Source organism: Halalkalibacter alkaliphilus (assembly GCF_023555415.1).
In the GTDB taxonomy this organism is placed as follows: domain Bacteria; phylum Bacillota; class Bacilli; order Bacillales; family Bacillaceae_D; genus Halalkalibacter; species Halalkalibacter alkaliphilus.
Window position 1 is genome coordinate 1 of sequence record NZ_JAKRYL010000046.1, and the last position, 18,517, is coordinate 18,517.

Annotated in this window: 16 protein-coding genes; 1 reads left to right on the top strand and 15 read right to left on the bottom strand. The window is 36.7% G+C overall.

The annotated features are described in order from the left end of the window. Window positions 1-562: 562 nt before the first annotated feature. The 13 genes from MF646_RS22625 to MF646_RS22685 all read right to left on the bottom strand — a co-directional run bounded on the left by MF646_RS22625 (window position 563) and on the right by MF646_RS22685 (window position 15,068). The gene (locus MF646_RS22625; protein WP_250098755.1) at window positions 563-1,159 is read right to left on the bottom strand and encodes a DUF6438 domain-containing protein; all 597 of its coding nucleotides are present in this window, start codon (window positions 1,157-1,159) and stop codon (window positions 563-565) included. 111 nt (window positions 1,160-1,270) lie between these two features. Continuing rightward, window positions 1,271-2,380: a DUF6946 family protein gene (locus MF646_RS22630; RefSeq protein ID WP_250098756.1), complete on the bottom strand. Its 1,110-nt coding sequence runs from the start codon at window positions 2,378-2,380 to the stop codon at window positions 1,271-1,273. A 33-nt stretch (window positions 2,381-2,413) separates the two neighbouring features. Further along, window positions 2,414-3,364 (bottom strand): DUF4145 domain-containing protein, encoded by a 951-nt coding sequence (locus tag MF646_RS22635; RefSeq protein WP_250098757.1) that lies wholly within the window; start codon window positions 3,362-3,364, stop codon window positions 2,414-2,416. A gap of 167 nt (window positions 3,365-3,531) precedes the next feature. Beyond that, window positions 3,532-4,485 carry a PD-(D/E)XK nuclease family protein gene (locus MF646_RS22640; protein WP_250098758.1) on the bottom strand — a complete coding sequence of 318 codons (954 nt, stop codon included), beginning with the start codon at window positions 4,483-4,485 and terminating at the stop codon, window positions 3,532-3,534. Between the two features lie 87 nt (window positions 4,486-4,572). Further along, a complete protein-coding gene (locus tag MF646_RS22645; RefSeq protein ID WP_250098759.1) occupies window positions 4,573-5,649 on the bottom strand; it encodes a DUF4352 domain-containing protein in 1,077 nt (358 codons plus the stop codon). An 82-nt stretch (window positions 5,650-5,731) separates the two neighbouring features. Further along, entirely contained in the window at window positions 5,732-6,772 is a 1,041-nt protein-coding gene (locus tag MF646_RS22650) for a helix-turn-helix transcriptional regulator (RefSeq protein ID WP_338035532.1), read from the bottom strand. Between the two features lie 170 nt (window positions 6,773-6,942). Beyond that, window positions 6,943-8,019: a zinc-binding dehydrogenase gene (locus MF646_RS22655; protein WP_250098760.1), complete on the bottom strand. Its 1,077-nt coding sequence runs from the start codon at window positions 8,017-8,019 to the stop codon at window positions 6,943-6,945. A 40-nt stretch (window positions 8,020-8,059) separates the two neighbouring features. Continuing rightward, window positions 8,060-9,580: a glycerol kinase GlpK gene (glpK, locus tag MF646_RS22660; protein WP_250098761.1), complete on the bottom strand. Its 1,521-nt coding sequence runs from the start codon at window positions 9,578-9,580 to the stop codon at window positions 8,060-8,062. A 9-nt stretch (window positions 9,581-9,589) separates the two neighbouring features. Further along, complete coding sequence (locus MF646_RS22665) at window positions 9,590-10,558, bottom strand: transketolase family protein (RefSeq protein ID WP_250098762.1); 969 nt, start codon at window positions 10,556-10,558, stop codon at window positions 9,590-9,592. Then, window positions 10,555-11,385 (bottom strand): transketolase, encoded by an 831-nt coding sequence (locus tag MF646_RS22670; protein WP_250098763.1) that lies wholly within the window; start codon window positions 11,383-11,385, stop codon window positions 10,555-10,557. Before MF646_RS22670 ends, MF646_RS22665 begins: the two co-directional genes overlap by 4 nt. Window positions 11,386-11,441: 56 nt before the next feature. Then, the gene (locus tag MF646_RS22675) at window positions 11,442-12,419 is read right to left on the bottom strand and encodes an ABC transporter permease (protein ID WP_250098764.1); all 978 of its coding nucleotides are present in this window, start codon (window positions 12,417-12,419) and stop codon (window positions 11,442-11,444) included. Between the two features lie 5 nt (window positions 12,420-12,424). After that, window positions 12,425-13,951 carry a sugar ABC transporter ATP-binding protein gene (locus tag MF646_RS22680; RefSeq protein ID WP_250098765.1) on the bottom strand — a complete coding sequence of 509 codons (1,527 nt, stop codon included), beginning with the start codon at window positions 13,949-13,951 and terminating at the stop codon, window positions 12,425-12,427. Between the two features lie 73 nt (window positions 13,952-14,024). Then, window positions 14,025-15,068: a sugar ABC transporter substrate-binding protein gene (locus MF646_RS22685; protein WP_250098766.1), complete on the bottom strand. Its 1,044-nt coding sequence runs from the start codon at window positions 15,066-15,068 to the stop codon at window positions 14,025-14,027. A gap of 512 nt (window positions 15,069-15,580) precedes the next feature. Between MF646_RS22685 and MF646_RS22690 the strand changes: the two genes are divergently transcribed. After that, entirely contained in the window at window positions 15,581-16,642 is a 1,062-nt protein-coding gene (locus MF646_RS22690) for a LacI family DNA-binding transcriptional regulator (RefSeq protein ID WP_250098767.1), read from the top strand. Between the two features lie 223 nt (window positions 16,643-16,865). On the opposite strand, the gene MF646_RS22695 is transcribed toward MF646_RS22690, so the two are convergent. Both MF646_RS22695 and MF646_RS22700 read right to left on the bottom strand, forming a co-directional pair. Further along, window positions 16,866-17,432, bottom strand: coding sequence for a helix-turn-helix transcriptional regulator (locus tag MF646_RS22695; RefSeq protein ID WP_250098768.1), 567 nt, complete (start codon window positions 17,430-17,432; stop codon window positions 16,866-16,868). A 321-nt stretch (window positions 17,433-17,753) separates the two neighbouring features. After that, a complete protein-coding gene (locus MF646_RS22700; protein WP_250098769.1) occupies window positions 17,754-17,936 on the bottom strand; it encodes a hypothetical protein in 183 nt (60 codons plus the stop codon). Window positions 17,937-18,517: the final 581 nt, after the last annotated feature.

The following is an 18,517-nucleotide window of genomic DNA, read 5'->3' on the forward strand; positions in this document are numbered from 1 at the left end:
GAAAATCCCTGAGATATCATGTATCTCTATTTCGCTTGGCTTTTGTTCAGTTTTCAAAGAACTCTTATGCGCTGTTTCATCAGCGACATTTATTATCTTAACATATCATTTTGTTCTACGCAACAACTTTTTAAAAGTTATTTTCTCAACTCGTTACGAACCAATCAATCGTTCGTAGCGACAAGTAATAATATATCACAATAAATAATTCTGCGCAATAGTTACTTTGGAATTAATTTTTGCGGCTAGATTTAATAATCTATCATAACCCGACACGAATAGCAACAATCATTTGTGCCGCTATACACAAATTTACGCTACAGAGATTCCCCCCCAAAAAAATTAAAAGATCAAGATGATATCGACGCAGTAAAAAATCGTATGAATGATCACTGGCTTAAATTGCAGCCGATAATAAAGAAAATAGAAAAATACTCGTAGCAGAATATTAGAGTTTAATTTGATGTTTTTATAGATGAATACATTGCAGCAGATCATACTTTCTCGGTAAATTTATCATCGGTCTGACCCTTAATTAGTTCATTTAGATACTCCCTAAGATTCACTTGTACTTTTTATCCATCACAACATAAGGGTTTATTTTTCCCGTTATGTCCTTACCAATCTTTTTCGCATCCCAGTTCGTATCCTTATATTCGTTTTCTGCCAAACTAATTGCTTCTTTTTGATTGGGGGCAGATACGATACATTCATAATCCTCGGATTTTAAATGGAAAAAGTATAATGGAGGGTGTTTAATATATTTTCGTAACCCAATAATTTGTTCAATCTTATTTTCAAATTTTTTAAGATTGTGAAGCGAATGTTTCTCCCCTAATAAATATGTTGTATCCTCCCCTAAATAGTGATTGACTTCCTTATCAAACCCATCTTGGAAGATGACACGTGTAACACAGGAAGACTGATCTGTCGCAAACATATCCGGTTCTGGATAGGTGAATGAGCGAAAATTGAACTCTTCCAATAATGCCTCTAACTTTTTAATTTTATTATTGGGAATTTTAAACTCTATTTCACCTAAACAAGCAACATACATTTCCCCACGCCATTTAACAGTACCATCATGATCAACTTCCACATCAAATACAGGACAGTCCCCATAGCATGGAGTTCTAGAAAGAAAGATTTTGTTGAACATGCTTGCACCCTCCTCTGCAACACTAGTTTATAAGAGCAACGCCTGAAAATATAAAAATTCCTCTAATACTCTACATAAACCATCCCGCTCAAATTATGTACATTGAAGTTATCACTTCTGCAACCTCAATTTATACGCTTCGTCTATAAAACTAGTTATCTGATCTAAATGATCAACCCACTCTAACCTTATATACAATTCACCAGGAGTTAACCTCACCGGGTCAGATTTTTCATACACTTGACCAAGCATTTCATCTATTTTCTTTTGCATTTTTTTCGCTGTTTCTGTGTGAAGTTTTTTTCCTAAATGAAGGACAAAGCAAACCTTCCTTGCTGAAGTTATTGTTGCGAATTTGTATGAGCCTTTCTTGCTTACATAACCTATGCAATCGGTACGAACCCCATTTTTATATCGTTGATGATAGTCCTCAACTTCATCTCTATATGGACTCATTTTATAAAGATAATCATCAATTTCTTTTGCTAACATTCTCGCTTTCTCTGTTTTAAACAAGCTATAAAAATACTCTTTTGATTTCTTAGTAACAACTCTTTCGTCTGCAACCCAACTGAAATAAAGATTAACTCCACTTACTACTACTGGACCAACAACGGTATCCTTCTCACATACCAAATTAAACAATTCAACAAATTCAGCATAGTCATTAAACCATTTTCCTTCCTCACTAAAAGAATGGACGAGCATCAGAGCGTTTTTCGCATTCACTTTTTTTGCTTCTTTTATTGCCGAGGCTGTTCGATGAAGCAATTGATATCTTATATTCTTTGTCTCGTCTTCTTGAAGATTTAACAAATCCACTAAGTACCTTAGTCTTTTTCTTTTTCCTTCACTAGGATTTTCACCTTTCCAGACTGAAACTTTTTCACCAAAAGTTTCAGAGACCTTCGCTTCTACCATGATTGTCATTAATTCCCCATCCGCTTTAGCGAGAAGGTAGAGATCGTTTTGAGAGTTTGCCCCTCCACCTGGTAAAGAAACCTTGTATTCAGGGAATCCATATAATATGTTCACGTTTTGAAAAAGAGGGAGATTACTCTCCTTAAAAACCTTTTCCACGCAAGATGGCAGATTTTCAGCTTCTTCCCAACAATTTGCTAGTTCGTATGCAGAATAACTTGGTTTCCACTGATTATCAGGATCTACTAATAATTCTTTCCATGAACTTATGCCTTTTGATGGAACAAAGTATTTCCCCATATTTACCTCCAACAATACTAATATGAATCCAAGTTAAGTAGCAGCAAGTACTTCCTTTAAAAAAACATCTAGTTCATCTTCTACTATAAATTTAAAGGAATAGCCATAATTAATAGGCGTTTTCCCTTTATTTATTTGTTTCGGGAACTTCCTAAACCCAGTACTATAACGCTCCTCCCCTATACTTTTAAAATTGTCCTTTATCGTCTCTGGATTCATAACGATAGTAATCTCTTTCTTATTCGGAAGCAAATAGATGATTTCTTTATTAGAACTATGAACAAATTCGGTTGCTTTACTTGACGTGTGATCTGAAGTAAAGTGATTCTCTTTAAAGACATTATTAATTCTTTCCGTTTTTTGAATCAGCTCAATGTCTACGTCTTTGGCGTCATTAGATTCAGAAAACGTTTGCTGGTTATTTCCTTTGTTTGTTTCATTGTTTAAACTATCAATCTTTTGTTCAAAAAACGCTTGTATATTGTCTATCTTAGCTAGAGTTTGCTCTAAATACGGCTTAATCAAACTTTCCAGTTCCTTAGGATCAATTGCAGAATCTGAGGACATTTTTGGAAGTTGATAACGAGGCGCTTCAAAGTCATACTTAACATATACTTGCATGTACCAAATACTAATTTCAAATAAAAACTTATGAACTTGTAAGACATCAATGATATCCGCTTCTTTAATTTCGTGTGTAGCTTTATTACCTTTTTTTCTAATTAATTCTAATTTCGAATAGATTTCCTCATCTATTGCGTTTTGGCGATGTAATTTATGAATCCTTTCATAGTGCTTTAGTGGAAAGACTTCCTCAAGTCCTTCTTGTTCACTGATCATCTTTACTAACTCTTCACTATACAGTCGAGCTTGCATCATAGCTGCATGAGGCTGATCAAATAAATGATTTTCTATTCGATGAGCAAGCTCTGATAAGTCTTTTGAAAATTGTTGTACAAATGTAAAAATGGATTGCTTTTGCATGTGAATGTACCACCTGTTATTTTTTGTTAGAACTATTATCATTCTACCATAAAAAACAAGTTTTACTTTTTACAGAGTTGGACTTACATTCTATCGTATTTAATAAGGAACTCTAACTTATGTTTTTCTCTTACATTAGAGCAACTTATTGAAACTCGCCTCCGATATTATTTCTTAAGAAGCATTTGAATTACTTGTCGCCCTAGCGTTCTGGTGTTTTTCTGTTTGCCATTTGCTCTCTCAAGTTCAATCGCCAATCCTTTATCTTTAATAATTTCTCTGAGCATCCCTTTTGTATTAGCTACTTCTTCCCCATCGCTATCTATAATCAAAATGCTCCCCGTACTCATTCTCTTAATTGTAAAACCAACACCATCGAGTTCACCCTCAACTGTTTGTATTACATCACCAGCCAATGAGCGGCCTCGCTCTTTTACTGTTATATTAATCGTTTCATCTATGTGAACAATCAGCGCTTTTAACGTATGTCGCATATACTCACTTATTGGGTTAATACGAGCTTCATGTTCCAGACGCAGAACATTTCTCAGCATATCTGAGATTGTTACCATATCCATTTCTTCATTAGATCTTGTCCAGTACTTCCAAGCTTTTTTGTGTTTTCCAAGTGTTTCTTCATCCAAATTGTTATATTCAGCTTGCAGCTTAGAGCTGTTAACAAATGGAGTTAAAAACACCATAACAATCAAAGTTCCATCTGAATCAACATCTAATTCAATCCCTTGAAACTCATTCAAAAACTGTTCATCTTGCGCAGCGCGAGGGTTGATTTTGTTTTCTATACAAATTCGATACTTCTCTACATACTCATCTTCCAAGCTCACTAATTCTTTCTTAAATAAACTAACCCGAATATCAATAGTTCGAACAGATCCATTGCTTAGCTCATATGATTCTTCTAATCTGACGTCAACTTCATCCCAAGCTTCATTAGCTAACCCAAGCTCACCAGTAGAATCCAATAAAAGGAGAAATTCTTTCAAAACAGTATCCCCTAACCCGTGGGATTCTCTTGGATTTAGCAAATAAGCTAAGATTGCCGACATATTTTCTTCATTTAATCGACCTTTTCCTTGTGATAGTGCGGAAAATATATTCATAGTTTAACTCCTCGATTCAATATTGATTTCTTACTTATTAATAATGAAGCCAGCTAAACTAAAACAGCTCAACTGACTTCTTCAAATCTATCGCAACTTAAACCAAACTTCTGCATCACTTCGGCGTTTAAACGCTGCAAGTGGGTTGTCATCGTCTTTATCAACAAGGAAATACGTATACCCCTCACGTTCTGCTCCTTCATACATCTCATTCCATAAGTCCGGCTCTAGCCCCGAGACAGAAACAAAGTCATCGTACGAATTCCCTGCTGCACTGACTGCATCAAATTGTGCATGATTCAAATCAAACGGTTCTTCCTCAACTTCATGTACCTTTACATAAAACTTCGCTAACACGTATTCTTGATTGTCACCTGGTTCATCATTAAATGGATTGCCTTTTTGAACAAGCTCCCAAGCTTCATCTCCACTAATAACCTCTAGCATCTCCATTTCTACCTGCACATTTCCATAAAAAAGATCTCGGTACTCCAAGGATACACGTTCTCCAATTGTAAGTGGGTTGTTACGTGTACCCACTTCATTCGTTTCTTCTTCTGAAGAGTCCTCTTCGTTTTCTTTATTGTTCACTTCTTCAAGTGTGGCTAACAATTCTTTGGGAGGGATGTCTGCTGATAACAGCGTTCGTAGTTCATCATACGATTCGCGCATATCTTCATCTTCAACGAGCGGACTAAAAATCCAGCCTAGTTTTTCTTCATAGATAAAGAATACCATTTCCTCAATTTTACCAGCGTCATCTTGAAGTCTTGCCAACGTAATGACTCCTACTTCTCCATCTTCTTCATGTTCCATTGACTCAATAATGGCAAACTGATTTGCATCAACCGTTGTAATCTCTGATTCTTCTGTAAAACCACTTATGAGATGAAACAGCGGTTGGACGTCTGGATGAATATAGTCTTCAATAGCCTTGTCACGAGCCTCCATATCAGTTGTATAAAACTGTTCAACAAAACTCTTAATCATTTGTTCTTGATCTGTTAAATCACTCTTTTCTTCCATCCAATTGACTTCTGTTTCTGACTGTTCACTTGCTTGAGTTTCATCATCAACCCTTTCAACCGTAGCTTCTTCTCCACAACCAGTAATCACAACTGTAGCAGCTACCACTGACATCAAAAACGCACTTGCTTTTTTCATTTTTGTATTCCCCCTTTGAATGTGATTTACATTCATAGGATATCAAGAGGAAATGACAGCATATTGTCAGCGAACAAATGTTTCATTGATAAATTTTCAGCCAGTCTGTTAACACTTGCTTCATTTTTTCTCGGTAATGAACAGGTTCAAGAATTTCCGCATCCGTTCCGTACTGCATAATCCATTGTAAAAACTCCCGGTCATGATTAAGGTTAACTTCAAATAGCAAGCTTCCATCACTTCTCTCGGTTAACTTTGGTGTTACAAATAGTTCCTCTTCCTTTACATAACGAGCAACGTTCGAGCTAAATAGCACTTTAAAATGAATCTTGTCCGTTCCTTGAATAATTGACCAAGTATGTTGAAAGTATTCTTTCACATTAAAATCTTTCTTTTCAAATGATTGATCTGTTTCATTCACTTCAAGCATTCTGCTTAAACGAAATGTACGAATCCCCTTTTTCTCATGACAGAATGCTATCAAATAAAATCGATGATCACGCGGAATTAAATAATAAGGGTCAAGCAATCGTTCTGTCGTTACATCTCGACTTTGTGTGTGATAGACGACCTTAATAGATTTTGAATTCATAATAGCTTGAATGACCGGTGAGAGGAAGTTGGACTGCTCCTCTTGGAAAGCAGGAGTCCCCATTTGAATGATTGAGACCATTTTCTGAAGAACATCTTGCATGTCGCTTTTCTCTTTTTGGTGAGTAGCCATTACCTTTTCATAGGCAGAGTAAAAGTCTGGTGGAATGAGGTGGTTAATAGGATCAAGGATTTTCGGCATCATACCAAATGCAACAGCCTCTTCTTCCGTCCAATCTAGAGGATAGAGAGAAAAATTCCCTACAAACCGATTCCCCTTCCCATACCCATCGCTCATAATAGGAACACGCGCAGCACTTAGCATTTCCAAGTCTCGATAAATGGTTCTCTCAGTCGTTTCACACCTCTCGGCTAGCTCTTTTGATTTGATGCCAGGGCTTGATTGAATAAGATTAATGATACGAATGAGTCTGATTAATCGGTCGGACATGGGATCATCCTTTCTATGTATTTTAATAACACATTGCCCATCAATAGGGTGCAAACAATTCTCTTTTAATTGAATAGACATACTCGTCCCTCTTACTTGTTTCTATCATTCTACAACTTACTCTGTCCTCCTGTATATTTTTAACATTTTCTATTCTGTAATTTAGATTACTCACTCTTCGAAAAACCAAGATGTAAATATAAATAAGACCTCTAGCATTTTTCAAAGCTAGAAGTCCCACCCTTCTATCATTATGGCTTTAATACTACTTTTATTGAATCTTGACCGTTTGCAGATATGTTAAAAGCTTCTTCAAAATCTTCTAGCTGATAGTGATGAGTGACAATTTTTTGAGCATCTACTAAGCCACGTTCTAGCAAATCAATAGCAATTGGATATGTATACGGGCTTATATGTGCACCTAATACATCAAGTTCTTTTCGATCACCAATAACACTCCAGTCAGCAGTCGTTGCTTCTCCAAACACACTAAACTCTACAAATCTTCCAAGTTTACGAATCATTTTTAACCCTTGAGTAACAGCAGACGGATGGCCTGATGTCTCGATATACACATCACATCCGTATCCATCTGTCAAATCTTGAATTTGCTGCAAGGCATCTGTTTCACCCGGATTAATAACGATATCTGCTCCATATTTTTTTGCAAGTTCCAATCGATCGTTCTTCATATCTAATACAATTAGTTTTTTTGGTGTTTTCAAATGCGCAATTTGAATCATAAATAACCCTAAAGGACCTGCTCCTGCAATGACAACCGTATCATCAAGTTCAATTTTCCCTCTTTGGACCGTATGAATCGCACAAGCTAATGGCTCAATCATCGATGCTGCTTCTAGAGATAAACTCTTAGGGATTTTGTGAACTCTTGCATTGCTTGGATATTTCATGTATTCGGCCATACCGCCTTCTGCAATTTCCTTTTGGAAGCCAAACATGTCATGAACTTCACACATCCAATATTCTCCTCGCTTACAGTAGCGGCATTTTTCACAAGGTAATATTTGTTCAGCAATTGCCAAGTCCCCTATTTCGAGATTGTATTTCTCCGCTGCACCTTCCCCTAATTCTACTACTTCTCCAAAGAACTCATGTCCTGGGATGACAGGTCCTTTTACCCATTGAGGATTGAATTCATCTCCCCAGTACATTCCTGCCCCTTTAAAACATTTAATATCACTCGCACAAACACCACACGCTATTACTTTTACAACAACTTCTCCTCTTCCAGCTTTTGGTATCGGCCGTTCTTCTAGGCGATAATCATATGGTGCATGCGCTACAATTGCTTTCATAGTATTTGTCATAGTAGGACCTCCGGTAAATTTATATTTTTAATGTATAAAACTATTTCGTAACTAAATTATGATTTGCTTTGTTTGGCAGACTTTCAATTATTGAATGAATCGTGGATTGCCACTCAGAGTAATATTTCGCACTTAACGTTTCATCCATTTTTGTTGAGTATGAAATTTGAGAATAATTGAGATTTCTGACAACATCGATTGAATCCCAAAACCCTGTCCCTATTCCTGCTAAGTAAACCGCCCCCATTGAGGAAAGTTCAGCGACATTTGTTTTCACTACTGTTAACCCTAAAATATCTGCCTGAAATTGCATCAAGAATTCATTTTTCGTCGGACCACCGTCTACCCTCAGTTCTTTGAGCTTTATTTTCGCCTCATTATGCATAAGCTCAATCACATCTTTTATTTGGTAAACAATGCTTTCCATTCCCGCTCTAACAATATGACATTTATTGGTGCGACGTGTGATACCAGAAATAGATGCTTTTATAAACGGATTCCAATATGGGGCACCTAGACCTAAAAACGCCGGAATAATGTATACACCGTCATTGTCTTTAATCGAAATTGCCATCTTTTCAGCTTCCTCAAAGCTATCAAATAAACCTAAGTTATCTTTTACCCACTTTAACGTGTCCCCTGTGCTATGGATAATTCCCTCTAAGGCGTAATGAACCGTTCCATCAAAAGCATATGCAATGGTGGTCATTAGTCCTTCGGTGGATTTGATTGGTTTTTTCCCTGTGTTCATCATTAGCGAAGAACCAGTACCGTAAGTCGCTTTGATCATTCCTTCCTCAAAACACATCTGACCTAACAATGCACCATGAGAATCACCGATAATACCACTAATGGGGAGTACTAGATCAGTAAGATCTTCTGTGTACCCAAATATTTCATTTGAAAACTTTACTTCAGGTAGCATTGTGAAAGGAATGCCAAATATCTCAAGAAGTTCGTAATCCCACGTTAAATCATAAATATTAAATAGCAATGTCCGACTTGCATTCGTATAATCAGTCGCATGGACACTCCCATTCGTGAGCTTCCATATTAACCAGCTATCCACCGTACCAAGTAGAAGCTCACCCTTTTCAGCCTTTGCCCTTGCCCCTTCAACATGGTCAAGGATCCACTTCACCTTTGTTGCTGAAAAATAAGGATCTAACGTTAAACCTGTTTTTTCATTGACTAGCTGCTCAAATCCTTGGTCTTTTAACTCTTTACAATCATCGGCGGTTCTCCGGCACTGCCAAACAATTGCATTATATACAGGTAATCCTGTTGTTTTATCCCATACGACAATCGTTTCACGTTGATTCGTAATGGAAAGTACATTGATGGTATTGATGTCAATCCCTTTTGACTCTACTAACTCGCCTAGTAAGCTCTTAACATTTTGATAGATTTCGATTGGATCATGCTCGCACCATCCGGCCTCCGGATAATATTGTTGATGCTCTTTCACTTTTTTTGTGATGATTTCACCTTTTTTATTGACCAGTTTCACTTTCGTTCCAGACGTACTTTGATCTATGGCGAGAATGTAATCTTTGCTCATCACGTCACCTCATTGTTTCATTAACATGTCAATAGCGATGCGCTTGATATTCTCCGTGCTTAACCCATAATACTGAAACACTTCTGCTGTTTTTCCAGTAATAGCTGGCTCATCGGGGATCCCCAATATTTTCAAAGGAATCGGATGAGCTTGTGACACTACTTCGGCTACAGCTGATCCTAGACCACCATGGATACTATGCTCTTCAACTGTAATGATGTGTCCAGTTTCTTGTGCTGCTTTTACGATAGCTTCCTCATCAAGCGGTTTAATCGTATGCATATTGATCACTCGACAATCAATTCCCTCCTGCTCTAATGTTTCTGCTGCATCCAAGGCAACTCGAACAGTCTCGCCACTTGCAATAATCGTTAAATCTTTCCCCGCTCTCATTGTAACCGCTTTTCCTATCTCAAAATCGTACTCCTCTGATACATAGCAATCTTCAACTGGATTACGACCAATCCTTACATAAACCGCCTTATCATAATGGACTAATGCTTCAATCATTTTCTTTGCTTCATGACGATCAGCTGGCATCATGACATCTAATCCAGGTATCGCACGAGTAACAGCTAAGTCTTGTAACGAGTGATGGGACATTCCAAGCGCACCGTAACTTACCCCTCCACTGATTCCAATCAGTTTTACATTTGTACGAGAATACGCAACATCAACCTTAATTTGCTCAATGCTTCTCATACTTAAGAAACAAGCCGGAGATGCTACAAATGATTTCTTTCCCGAATGGGCTAAGCCAGCTGCAATTCCAACGATGTTTTGTTCTGCTATTCCTACTTCGACAATTTGATCAGGCAATTCCTCACCAAATTGCACCATCGAAGCTGATCCCCTCGAGTCACTTGTGAGAACAATAATATCTTTATCCTTTTTTCCTAATTGTAATAACGTATCACTAATTGCTTTTCTATTAGCAATTTTGTTTCCAGCAGCTGGTTTTAACAGAATATTTCTCATACTAATACCTCCAATTGTTGAGAGAGCTCTTCCACTGCTAATTCATACTCTTCTTTTGTAGGAACGCGATGATGCCATCCAACTTGATTTTCAGCAATGGAAATTCCTTTCCCCTTTACTGTATTAGCAATCACCATTGTCGGCTTCCCAACTGTTTGCGGTAGTTTTGAGAACGTATGAACTAATTGCTCTATATCATTTCCATCCACTTCGACTACTTCCCAGCCGAAACTTCTCCATTTACTACCTAACGGCTCAATGCTCATTACATCTTCTGTATTTCCAGTAATTTGCAAATTGTTACGATCAATAATCGCTACTAAATTATCAAGCTTGTATTGAGAAGCTGCCATTGCTCCTTCCCATACCGAACCTTCCGCTTGTTCGCCGTCTCCCATCAACGTATACACTTTATAAGACTTTCCATCCATCTTAGCAGCCAATGCCATTCCAACTGATATCGACAACCCATGACCTAAAGCACCAGTATTCATTTCCACACCTGGAACTTTGTTATTTGGGTGGCCAATTAATCTTGAGTTATATTGAGAAAAAGTCTTTAGTTCTTCCTTTTGAAAGAACCCTTTATCCGCCAATATTGCCCAATACGATTCAACGGCATGCCCTTTACTCTGAACGTAGCGATCACGATGTTCCCACGTTGGATTTGTTGGATCAATGTTCATAATTTTATAGTAGAGAACCGTTAAAATATCAGTAATTGATAGTGACCCACCTGTATGTCCAGCTCCAGACTCATAAATCATCTTTAAAAGCTCCATTCGTATTTCCGTCGCTTTTCTTTTTAGTTGTAAAATCTCACTCATGAAAATCCCTCTCAATCTAAGTTAAAATTTTGAATATTGGCAAAATATAAAATACATTAGCTTGTTAATTTTTTTCTATATTTATCAATTCCTACAGCGAATAAAATAACAATACCCATAATTACTTGCTGCCAGAATGCTGATACGTTGAGAATAACTAATCCATTTAATAAGGAAGCGATAAAAACAGCTCCAATTAAGGTTCCTAATATTCCACCTACTCCACCTTTTGTGAGACTCGTTCCTCCAATAACTGTTGCTGCTATCGCCATAAGCTCAAATGTTGTCCCCGCAACCGGTTGGGCTGAGTTTAACCTCGCCATTAAAACAATTGCACCTACCGATGTGAGAAAACCCGAAATGGAAAAGACCAATATTTGGACCATTTTTACATTGATCCCTGAAAGTCTCGCAGATTCTTCATTATCACCAGTGGCATAAATTTTACGACCAACCGTTAACCTAGTTAACACAATGTAACAAACAAAATAAGTGAGTAACATGAGCCATACAATATTTGGAATAAATAAGAAACTTCCAGAAGAGAGGACTCGTAACCCTTCAGGTAAACCTACAATTGCCTGACCTTCTGAAATGACATAGGCCGTTCCCCGAAATAGCCACATTGTAGCTAACGTAACAATAAAGGCCGGTAACCCCATAAAAGCAACGAAAAAACCATTAAACGCTCCTAAAAGAGTTCCAAGAATTAACGCAACCACAATTCCAAGAAACAAACTTCCGGTACTTAGCATTACTTCTGCACTAACAATCGATGTAAGAGCTAACGTCGACCCAACTGATAAATCAATTTGACCTGCAATGATGACAAATGTCATCCCTGCAGCTATGATGGCATTCGTTGCAGATTGTATTAAAATATTCTGTAAATTTCCTGCCGTAAAGAAAACAGGTGACAACATTGAAAAGATCGTTAATAGAATAAAAAGTCCAACAAATGTCCCTAATCCACCTAATAACTGCTTTTTCAATTTAAAGCCAAGTGATTGATTTTCAGTTAATTGTAATTCCATTTCGTCTACCTTCCCTTCGAAGTAATTCGACTTAAAATATTATCATGACTAATTTCGTTCGTTTGTAACTCATTTGTTATCTCCCCTTTTGACATGATCAACACTCGATCACACACATCGACAAGCTCTTCAACCTCTGAAGAAATAACAATGGCTCCGTTTCCGTTTCTAGCAAACTCTTTAATCATTTTATAAATTTCTACTTTTGCAGCTACGTCAACTCCCCTAGTAGGCTCATCAAAGATAATTAACTTACACCCTGCATGAAGCCATTTAGCAATCGCTACTTTCTGCTGATTCCCTCCACTCAAGTTACCGACAAGTGTATCGGCGTTTCCTTTAATCCCCATATTACTGGCATATTTACTAAACACATCAGTTATTTTCTTCTTATTCATCACCATCGTTTTACTAACTGGTTTCATATCAGTTAGTATGATATTCTCCTGAATCGACCTCCCTAAATTCAAGCCATCCTCTTTTCTATTTTCACTTAGATACCCTATCCCTTGTTCAATGGCATGAGCTGGGTTACGTACCTGAATGTTCTTACCTTCTAAAAATATCTCACCTTGAATCCCTTGATCTGCACCAAATATCATCCGTGCCAGTTCCGTTCTTTTAGAGCCAATCAATCCACCGATTCCTAACACTTCGTTCTCATATACATGGAAAGAGACATCCTTTATAAATTGGCTATCCGTAATTTTTTTCGCTTCAAAAAGCTTCATCCTGTTATCTATTTTTACTGAAACGTCTATATCTCTTGTTTTCTTTTGAAAAACCTTACCTGTCATAGACTCGACTAATTGATTTTTTGTTATTTCATTTATATTTAATTGTTCAATGAATTTTCCATCTCTCATTACAACTGCCTTATCACAAACTTCGAAAATTTCATCCATCCTGTGAGATATATAGATAATGGAAACACCATGTTGTTTTAGAGAATTTATCACGTCAAACAATCGACTCGTTTCCTCTGACGTAAGAGAAGTTGTTGGTTCATCCATTATTAAAATTTTGCAATCAACCGCCAATGCTTTTGCAATTTCAACCATTTGTTTTTCAGGTAATGCTAATCTCCCAACCTTTTCTTTCACATCAATATATTTAGCTTCTAATTTTGCTAGCTGTTTGTTTGAATCTTTATATAGTTTTTTATAATCAATGAAACGAGGAAATTTAGTTAGAAGTGGTTCATTGGTTAAATAAATATTTTCGCCTACCGTCAATTCAGATAGAACACTTAATTCTTGATAGATAATTCCTACACCATATTTTTTTGCTTCATTTGGAGTATATTTGCTTGGAAGAGGTTTTCCATCAATGAAAATATCACCTCCATCTCTAGTTTCTGCACCACTTAAAATTTTCACTAACGTCGATTTTCCAGCTCCATTAATGCCCATTAAGGCAACTACTTCTCCTTTGTTAACGGAAAAAGAGACATTATCGACAGCTTTCACTCCTGGATATTGCTTTAAAATATTTTTAAACTCCAATAAAGGTGTCTGTTCGTTAGCCCCCATACTCTACCTCCTCGTAAATCATTATTGTAGATAAAGGGCTTACATAAAGCCCTTTATCTACAACTGGTGAATATTAATAGCCTTTATCTGTAATTCCTATTAATGGGAATCTTTCTGCTGCATACTCGTAAATTGTTTGATCCGTTAGACCTTCGACTAATTCGCTTGTTACAAGTGTTGTTGGGTAAATCAATTCTCTTTCAAATTTATAATTTTCATTTAGAACCAATGCCGTTGCAATTCTAGGTCCCATTACACCTTCATCTATGTTAGGTAGAGCTACAAAAGCATCTAAGGATCCATCAAGAACTAGATTTACAGCATCTAAAATACCATCATATCCAACTAAAATGAGATCTTCCGCTTTTCCAGCATTTTGAGCTGCATTTACCATCCCTACAGCCATTTGATCATTACTAGCAAAAATCGCATCAATTTCTGGATTTGCCGTTAACATATTTGTCGTAACATCTGCCGCTAAATCTGAACGCCAATCTGCACTAGCTTCAGCCACCACTTCAATGTCTGGGTATTCAGCCATCGCTTTTAAAAACCCTTCTTTTCGGTCAACCCCAGTAGATTGAGCTAATAGCCCTGTAATCAATCCAACTTGGCCTTTGCCCCCTAATTGTTCTGCAATATATTTCCCTGCTTTATAAGCACCTTCCACATCATCCGCTCCAACATAGGCATCATACATACTTGGGTCGCTTATTCTCGTATCGAAGTTTACAATTTTAATTCCTGCTTCACGGGCTTTTTCAATAGCAGGAATTATCCCATCAGAGCTAGTAGCGGAAATAACGATTGCATCAGAACCTTTTTGAATCGCTTGCTCAACAGTTGCAACTTGGTTTTCAAGATCTACTTCTTCTTGTGGAAGAGAGATTTCTAAGTTTACTCCTAGATTCGCTGCTTCTCTCTTAGCAAAATCAGCAACCGAAATCCACCATGGGTTATTCAATGTTTTCCCAATCCAAGCGATATTAATTTCCCCACTTGCTCCCTCACTATTTGTTTCGTCACTTACTTCTGTAGATGCTTCATTGCCAGATTGGCACCCCCATAAAGTGATGGCTAACATTAGTACAGAAATTGAAACCAAAAATCTTCTCATCTTTCATCCCCCTATTGACTAAATTTTTTTATATTTAAGAAGCTGGGAAAATCCCCCTTCCAAATATCTAAATATCACATAAAACCAAACACAATTATGAAGCGCTTTCATAATATGGATTAAATTTTAGACCAAAGCTAATCCGCATATGACTTTGTATGTAATTAAAATAATATATTCATGCCAAACTAAATTTTTTTAATGATATTCCAAAAAAAATTTATTCATCCTGAATATAAGATTATTTTTTATATGTTCAAGTAAAATGCCTTGTAGCAAAACTTAGCCATTTTTTAAATTTCTGAATCTTCTCCTAAATAGTAAATCACATTTTGTTCTCAGTCAATACTAAAACCGAAAATTTTTTAGTTGTTTTTTATTTTAATTAACTAAAAAATTTTATGTTCGTGTTATAATTAATTACACAAACTATAAATTTCACTTTTTTTGCTATTTGGATAAAAACCTATTTCATACTATATAATAAAGTGAAACTAGAAAGGTTGGATTTTATGAAAATTAAAGATATCGCGAAGCTAGCAAATGTTTCTATCTCTGCAGTATCATTAGCTCTGAACAACAAACCAGGGATCAGTCAAGAAAAAAGAGCTAAAATATTAAAAATTGTAGAAGAAGAAGGCTATGTTCAGAAATCCCTTATGCCAATTAATCAGCCAATTCAAACAAACAAGAAGGTAGTCCACTTTGTAGCATGTACCAATCCAGGGATCGTAATAGAACAGTATGAATCACTCCCATTTTTTACTGAATTAATCAAACATATTAGAGATATTTTGTTTCCAAAAGGCTATTCACTCATGTTCTCTTCCATTAACTTAGATAATTTACAAGATGAAATTAAAATAATCAGTAGTGAAAATGGTTGTAACGGAATACTATTATTAGGAACAGACTTAAAGAAAGAACAGATAGAATTTATTGCTTCGCATCAACCTAACATTGTTGTACTTGATACTTGTTTTGAAACATTAAATGTAGATTTTATTAATATGAATAGTGTTCTCGGTGCCTATCAAGCGACAAATCACTTAATTGAATTGGGGCATAAACGGATTGGATATATTCAGTCAAACGTTCGAATTCAAAACTTTGACCTGAGAAAAAAGGGGTTTCTACAAGCATTAGAGGAAAGCAATTTATCAGCTTTAGATAAAGATTATTTATCAATGGCTCCAACAGTTTTAACATCTCAAGAGGAATTTAAAGAGGAAATAATGAAAAGACGTAACGATCTTCCAACAGCTGTAATTTGTGAATCAGATTATCTAGCTATTAGTTTTATTAAGAGTTTAACAGAGGTGGGGATTAAAGTTCCCGATGAAATATCTGTAGTTGGTTTTGATGATATTCAAGAAGGCCAAATCCTAACTCCAGAGCTAACTTCTGTCCATGTTTTTAAAGAAAAGATGGCTTCATTAGCAGTTGATAGAATTATTGAATTGATGGAAGGTGGCACTGACAAAAAAATGAAACTTATTGTCGATACTAAGATAGCGGAAAGAAAATCTTGTAGACAATATGTCTCCACGAAAGACTTAACTCAAAAAAACTAATGCCTGTTATCGTGAAATACCTTTTACTATATAGTAAAGGGTATTTCATTTTTACTTACCTTACTCAATAGATTTTCCTTCTCCCCAACCTACTTGCTCTTAACTAAAACACGATATAAGGAGCTTTAGAAAGCAGCCTACTCTTTCACTTTACTTAGCTTCAACAGTCGTTCTAATCCATTCGCATGGACAACAGCACTTTTCACAATATAATTTGATTTTGCTAATCGATAGGTGCCTGGCACGATTTTGAATTCATAATAGCTTGAATGACCGGTGAGAGGAAGTTGGACTGCTCCTCTTGGAAAGCAGGAGTCCCCATTTGAATGATTGAGACCATTTTCTGAAGAACATCTTGCATGTCGCTTTTCTCTTTTTGGTGTGTAGCCATTACTTTTTCATAGGCGGAGTAAAAGTCTGGTGGAATGAGGTGGTTAATAGGATCAAGGATTTTCGGCATCATACCAAATGCAACAGCCTCTTCTTCCGTCCAATCTAGAGGATAGAGAGAAAAATTCCCTACAAACTGATTCCCCTTCCCATACCCATCGCTCATAATAGGAACACGCGCAGCACTTAGCATTTCCAAGTCTCGATAAATAGTTCTCTCAGTCGTTTCACACCTCTCGGCTAGCTCTTTTGATTTGATGCCAGGGCTTGATTGAATAAGATTAATGATACGAATGAGTCTGATTAATCGGTCGGACATGGGATCATCCTTTCTATGTATTTTAATAACACATTGCCCATCAATAGGGTGCAAACAATTCTCTTTTAATTGTATAGACATACTCGTCCCTCTTACTTGTTTCTATCATTCTACAACTTACTCTTTCCTCCTGTATATTTTTAACACTTTACATTCTGTAATTTAGATTACTCACTATCTAGTTACTACATAATCCAATACAAAAAGAGACGCTCCTAAAACTAAAAGGATGCGTCTATAACGGGTAGGTGGTATATATTAATTTTTAGCTATGGGTGAAGAAATTAATTTAGTCCAAGCGACATAAGAAACAGATTCATGCTTCAACCTCAAATGTTCAAAGAGAATCTGGGACACCTTTCCTATCCTCTTGCTTTCTTGCTTTGATTATTATATTATTCATTAGTTATTTAACTTTTTTAATATTAACCCCAACCCTCCTCCAACCCCAACTCCCATTACAATCATTAATAGGATTAACTGAACAGTGGTTAATGTTTCTAGGTTAAGAGCTATAACTGCTCCTAGTACTCCTATGATTCCTGCCATTACCCAACTTAGTAAAAAAATTTGCCATCTTTTCATTAAATACTCGCTCCCTATCGCGCATTATCCATCAAAAATACTCACAGGAATAAATTGCGGTATTATCTTTAATTATATATCTTTTTTCAACCACCATACACCCGCACACTCAGGAATTAGTAAGCTTTTCTTTTATCACTTTATTTGCAACAAGGTCGTCGCAAAGAAGACTCTGGTTAAATTATCAGCTTCATTAGATGCTGCTCCTTCTAGCGCGCTCCTATTATGTAGCGTAGTCCGTCTCTCCTATTTCCTGCGGAGCGTGCCCTGCCTGGCAACGCCCTGGCTCACCCTTTCTCTTCTACGGGAAGGTTATTCATGGAGTTGTTCTTAGAAGTAATTCAAGTTACTTTACGAAGAGAAAGGGTTCGGACTCACTTCTTTTCTTCTACAAGGAAGGCACGATGCTTTTCTTAGAAGCACTCTTGAAGCTTACGAAAAAAAGAAGTTCGTCTCACAGGGGGACACGATGTTTTTTCAGAGAAGTATAATCACGTTGTAGATATCGGCCCATTCGAGGAAGGTTCTCTTCCTCCGGAACAGAGCTCTTCATCGCCTTGAGCATTCTGTTTATGCGCACT

Coding starts and splice junctions, on each gene's coding strand:
- MF646_RS22625 (WP_250098755.1), bottom strand. CDS start 1,159: ATGTTCAACAAAATCTTTCTTTCTAGAACTCCATGCTATGGGGACTGT.
- MF646_RS22630 (WP_250098756.1), bottom strand. CDS start 2,380: ATGGGGAAATACTTTGTTCCATCAAAAGGCATAAGTTCATGGAAAGAA.
- MF646_RS22635 (WP_250098757.1), bottom strand. CDS start 3,364: ATGCAAAAGCAATCCATTTTTACATTTGTACAACAATTTTCAAAAGAC.
- MF646_RS22640 (WP_250098758.1), bottom strand. CDS start 4,485: ATGAATATATTTTCCGCACTATCACAAGGAAAAGGTCGATTAAATGAA.
- MF646_RS22645 (WP_250098759.1), bottom strand. CDS start 5,649: ATGAAAAAAGCAAGTGCGTTTTTGATGTCAGTGGTAGCTGCTACAGTT.
- MF646_RS22650 (WP_338035532.1), bottom strand. CDS start 6,772: ATGTCTATTCAATTAAAAGAGAATTGTTTGCACCCTATTGATGGGCAA.
- MF646_RS22655 (WP_250098760.1), bottom strand. CDS start 8,019: ATGACAAATACTATGAAAGCAATTGTAGCGCATGCACCATATGATTAT.
- glpK (WP_250098761.1), bottom strand. CDS start 9,580: ATGAGCAAAGATTACATTCTCGCCATAGATCAAAGTACGTCTGGAACG.
- MF646_RS22665 (WP_250098762.1), bottom strand. CDS start 10,558: ATGAGAAATATTCTGTTAAAACCAGCTGCTGGAAACAAAATTGCTAAT.
- MF646_RS22670 (WP_250098763.1), bottom strand. CDS start 11,385: ATGAGTGAGATTTTACAACTAAAAAGAAAAGCGACGGAAATACGAATG.
- MF646_RS22675 (WP_250098764.1), bottom strand. CDS start 12,419: ATGGAATTACAATTAACTGAAAATCAATCACTTGGCTTTAAATTGAAA.
- MF646_RS22680 (WP_250098765.1), bottom strand. CDS start 13,951: ATGGGGGCTAACGAACAGACACCTTTATTGGAGTTTAAAAATATTTTA.
- MF646_RS22685 (WP_250098766.1), bottom strand. CDS start 15,068: ATGAGAAGATTTTTGGTTTCAATTTCTGTACTAATGTTAGCCATCACT.
- MF646_RS22690 (WP_250098767.1), top strand. CDS start 15,581: ATGAAAATTAAAGATATCGCGAAGCTAGCAAATGTTTCTATCTCTGCA.
- MF646_RS22695 (WP_250098768.1), bottom strand. CDS start 17,432: ATGTCTATACAATTAAAAGAGAATTGTTTGCACCCTATTGATGGGCAA.
- MF646_RS22700 (WP_250098769.1), bottom strand. CDS start 17,936: ATGAAAAGATGGCAAATTTTTTTACTAAGTTGGGTAATGGCAGGAATC.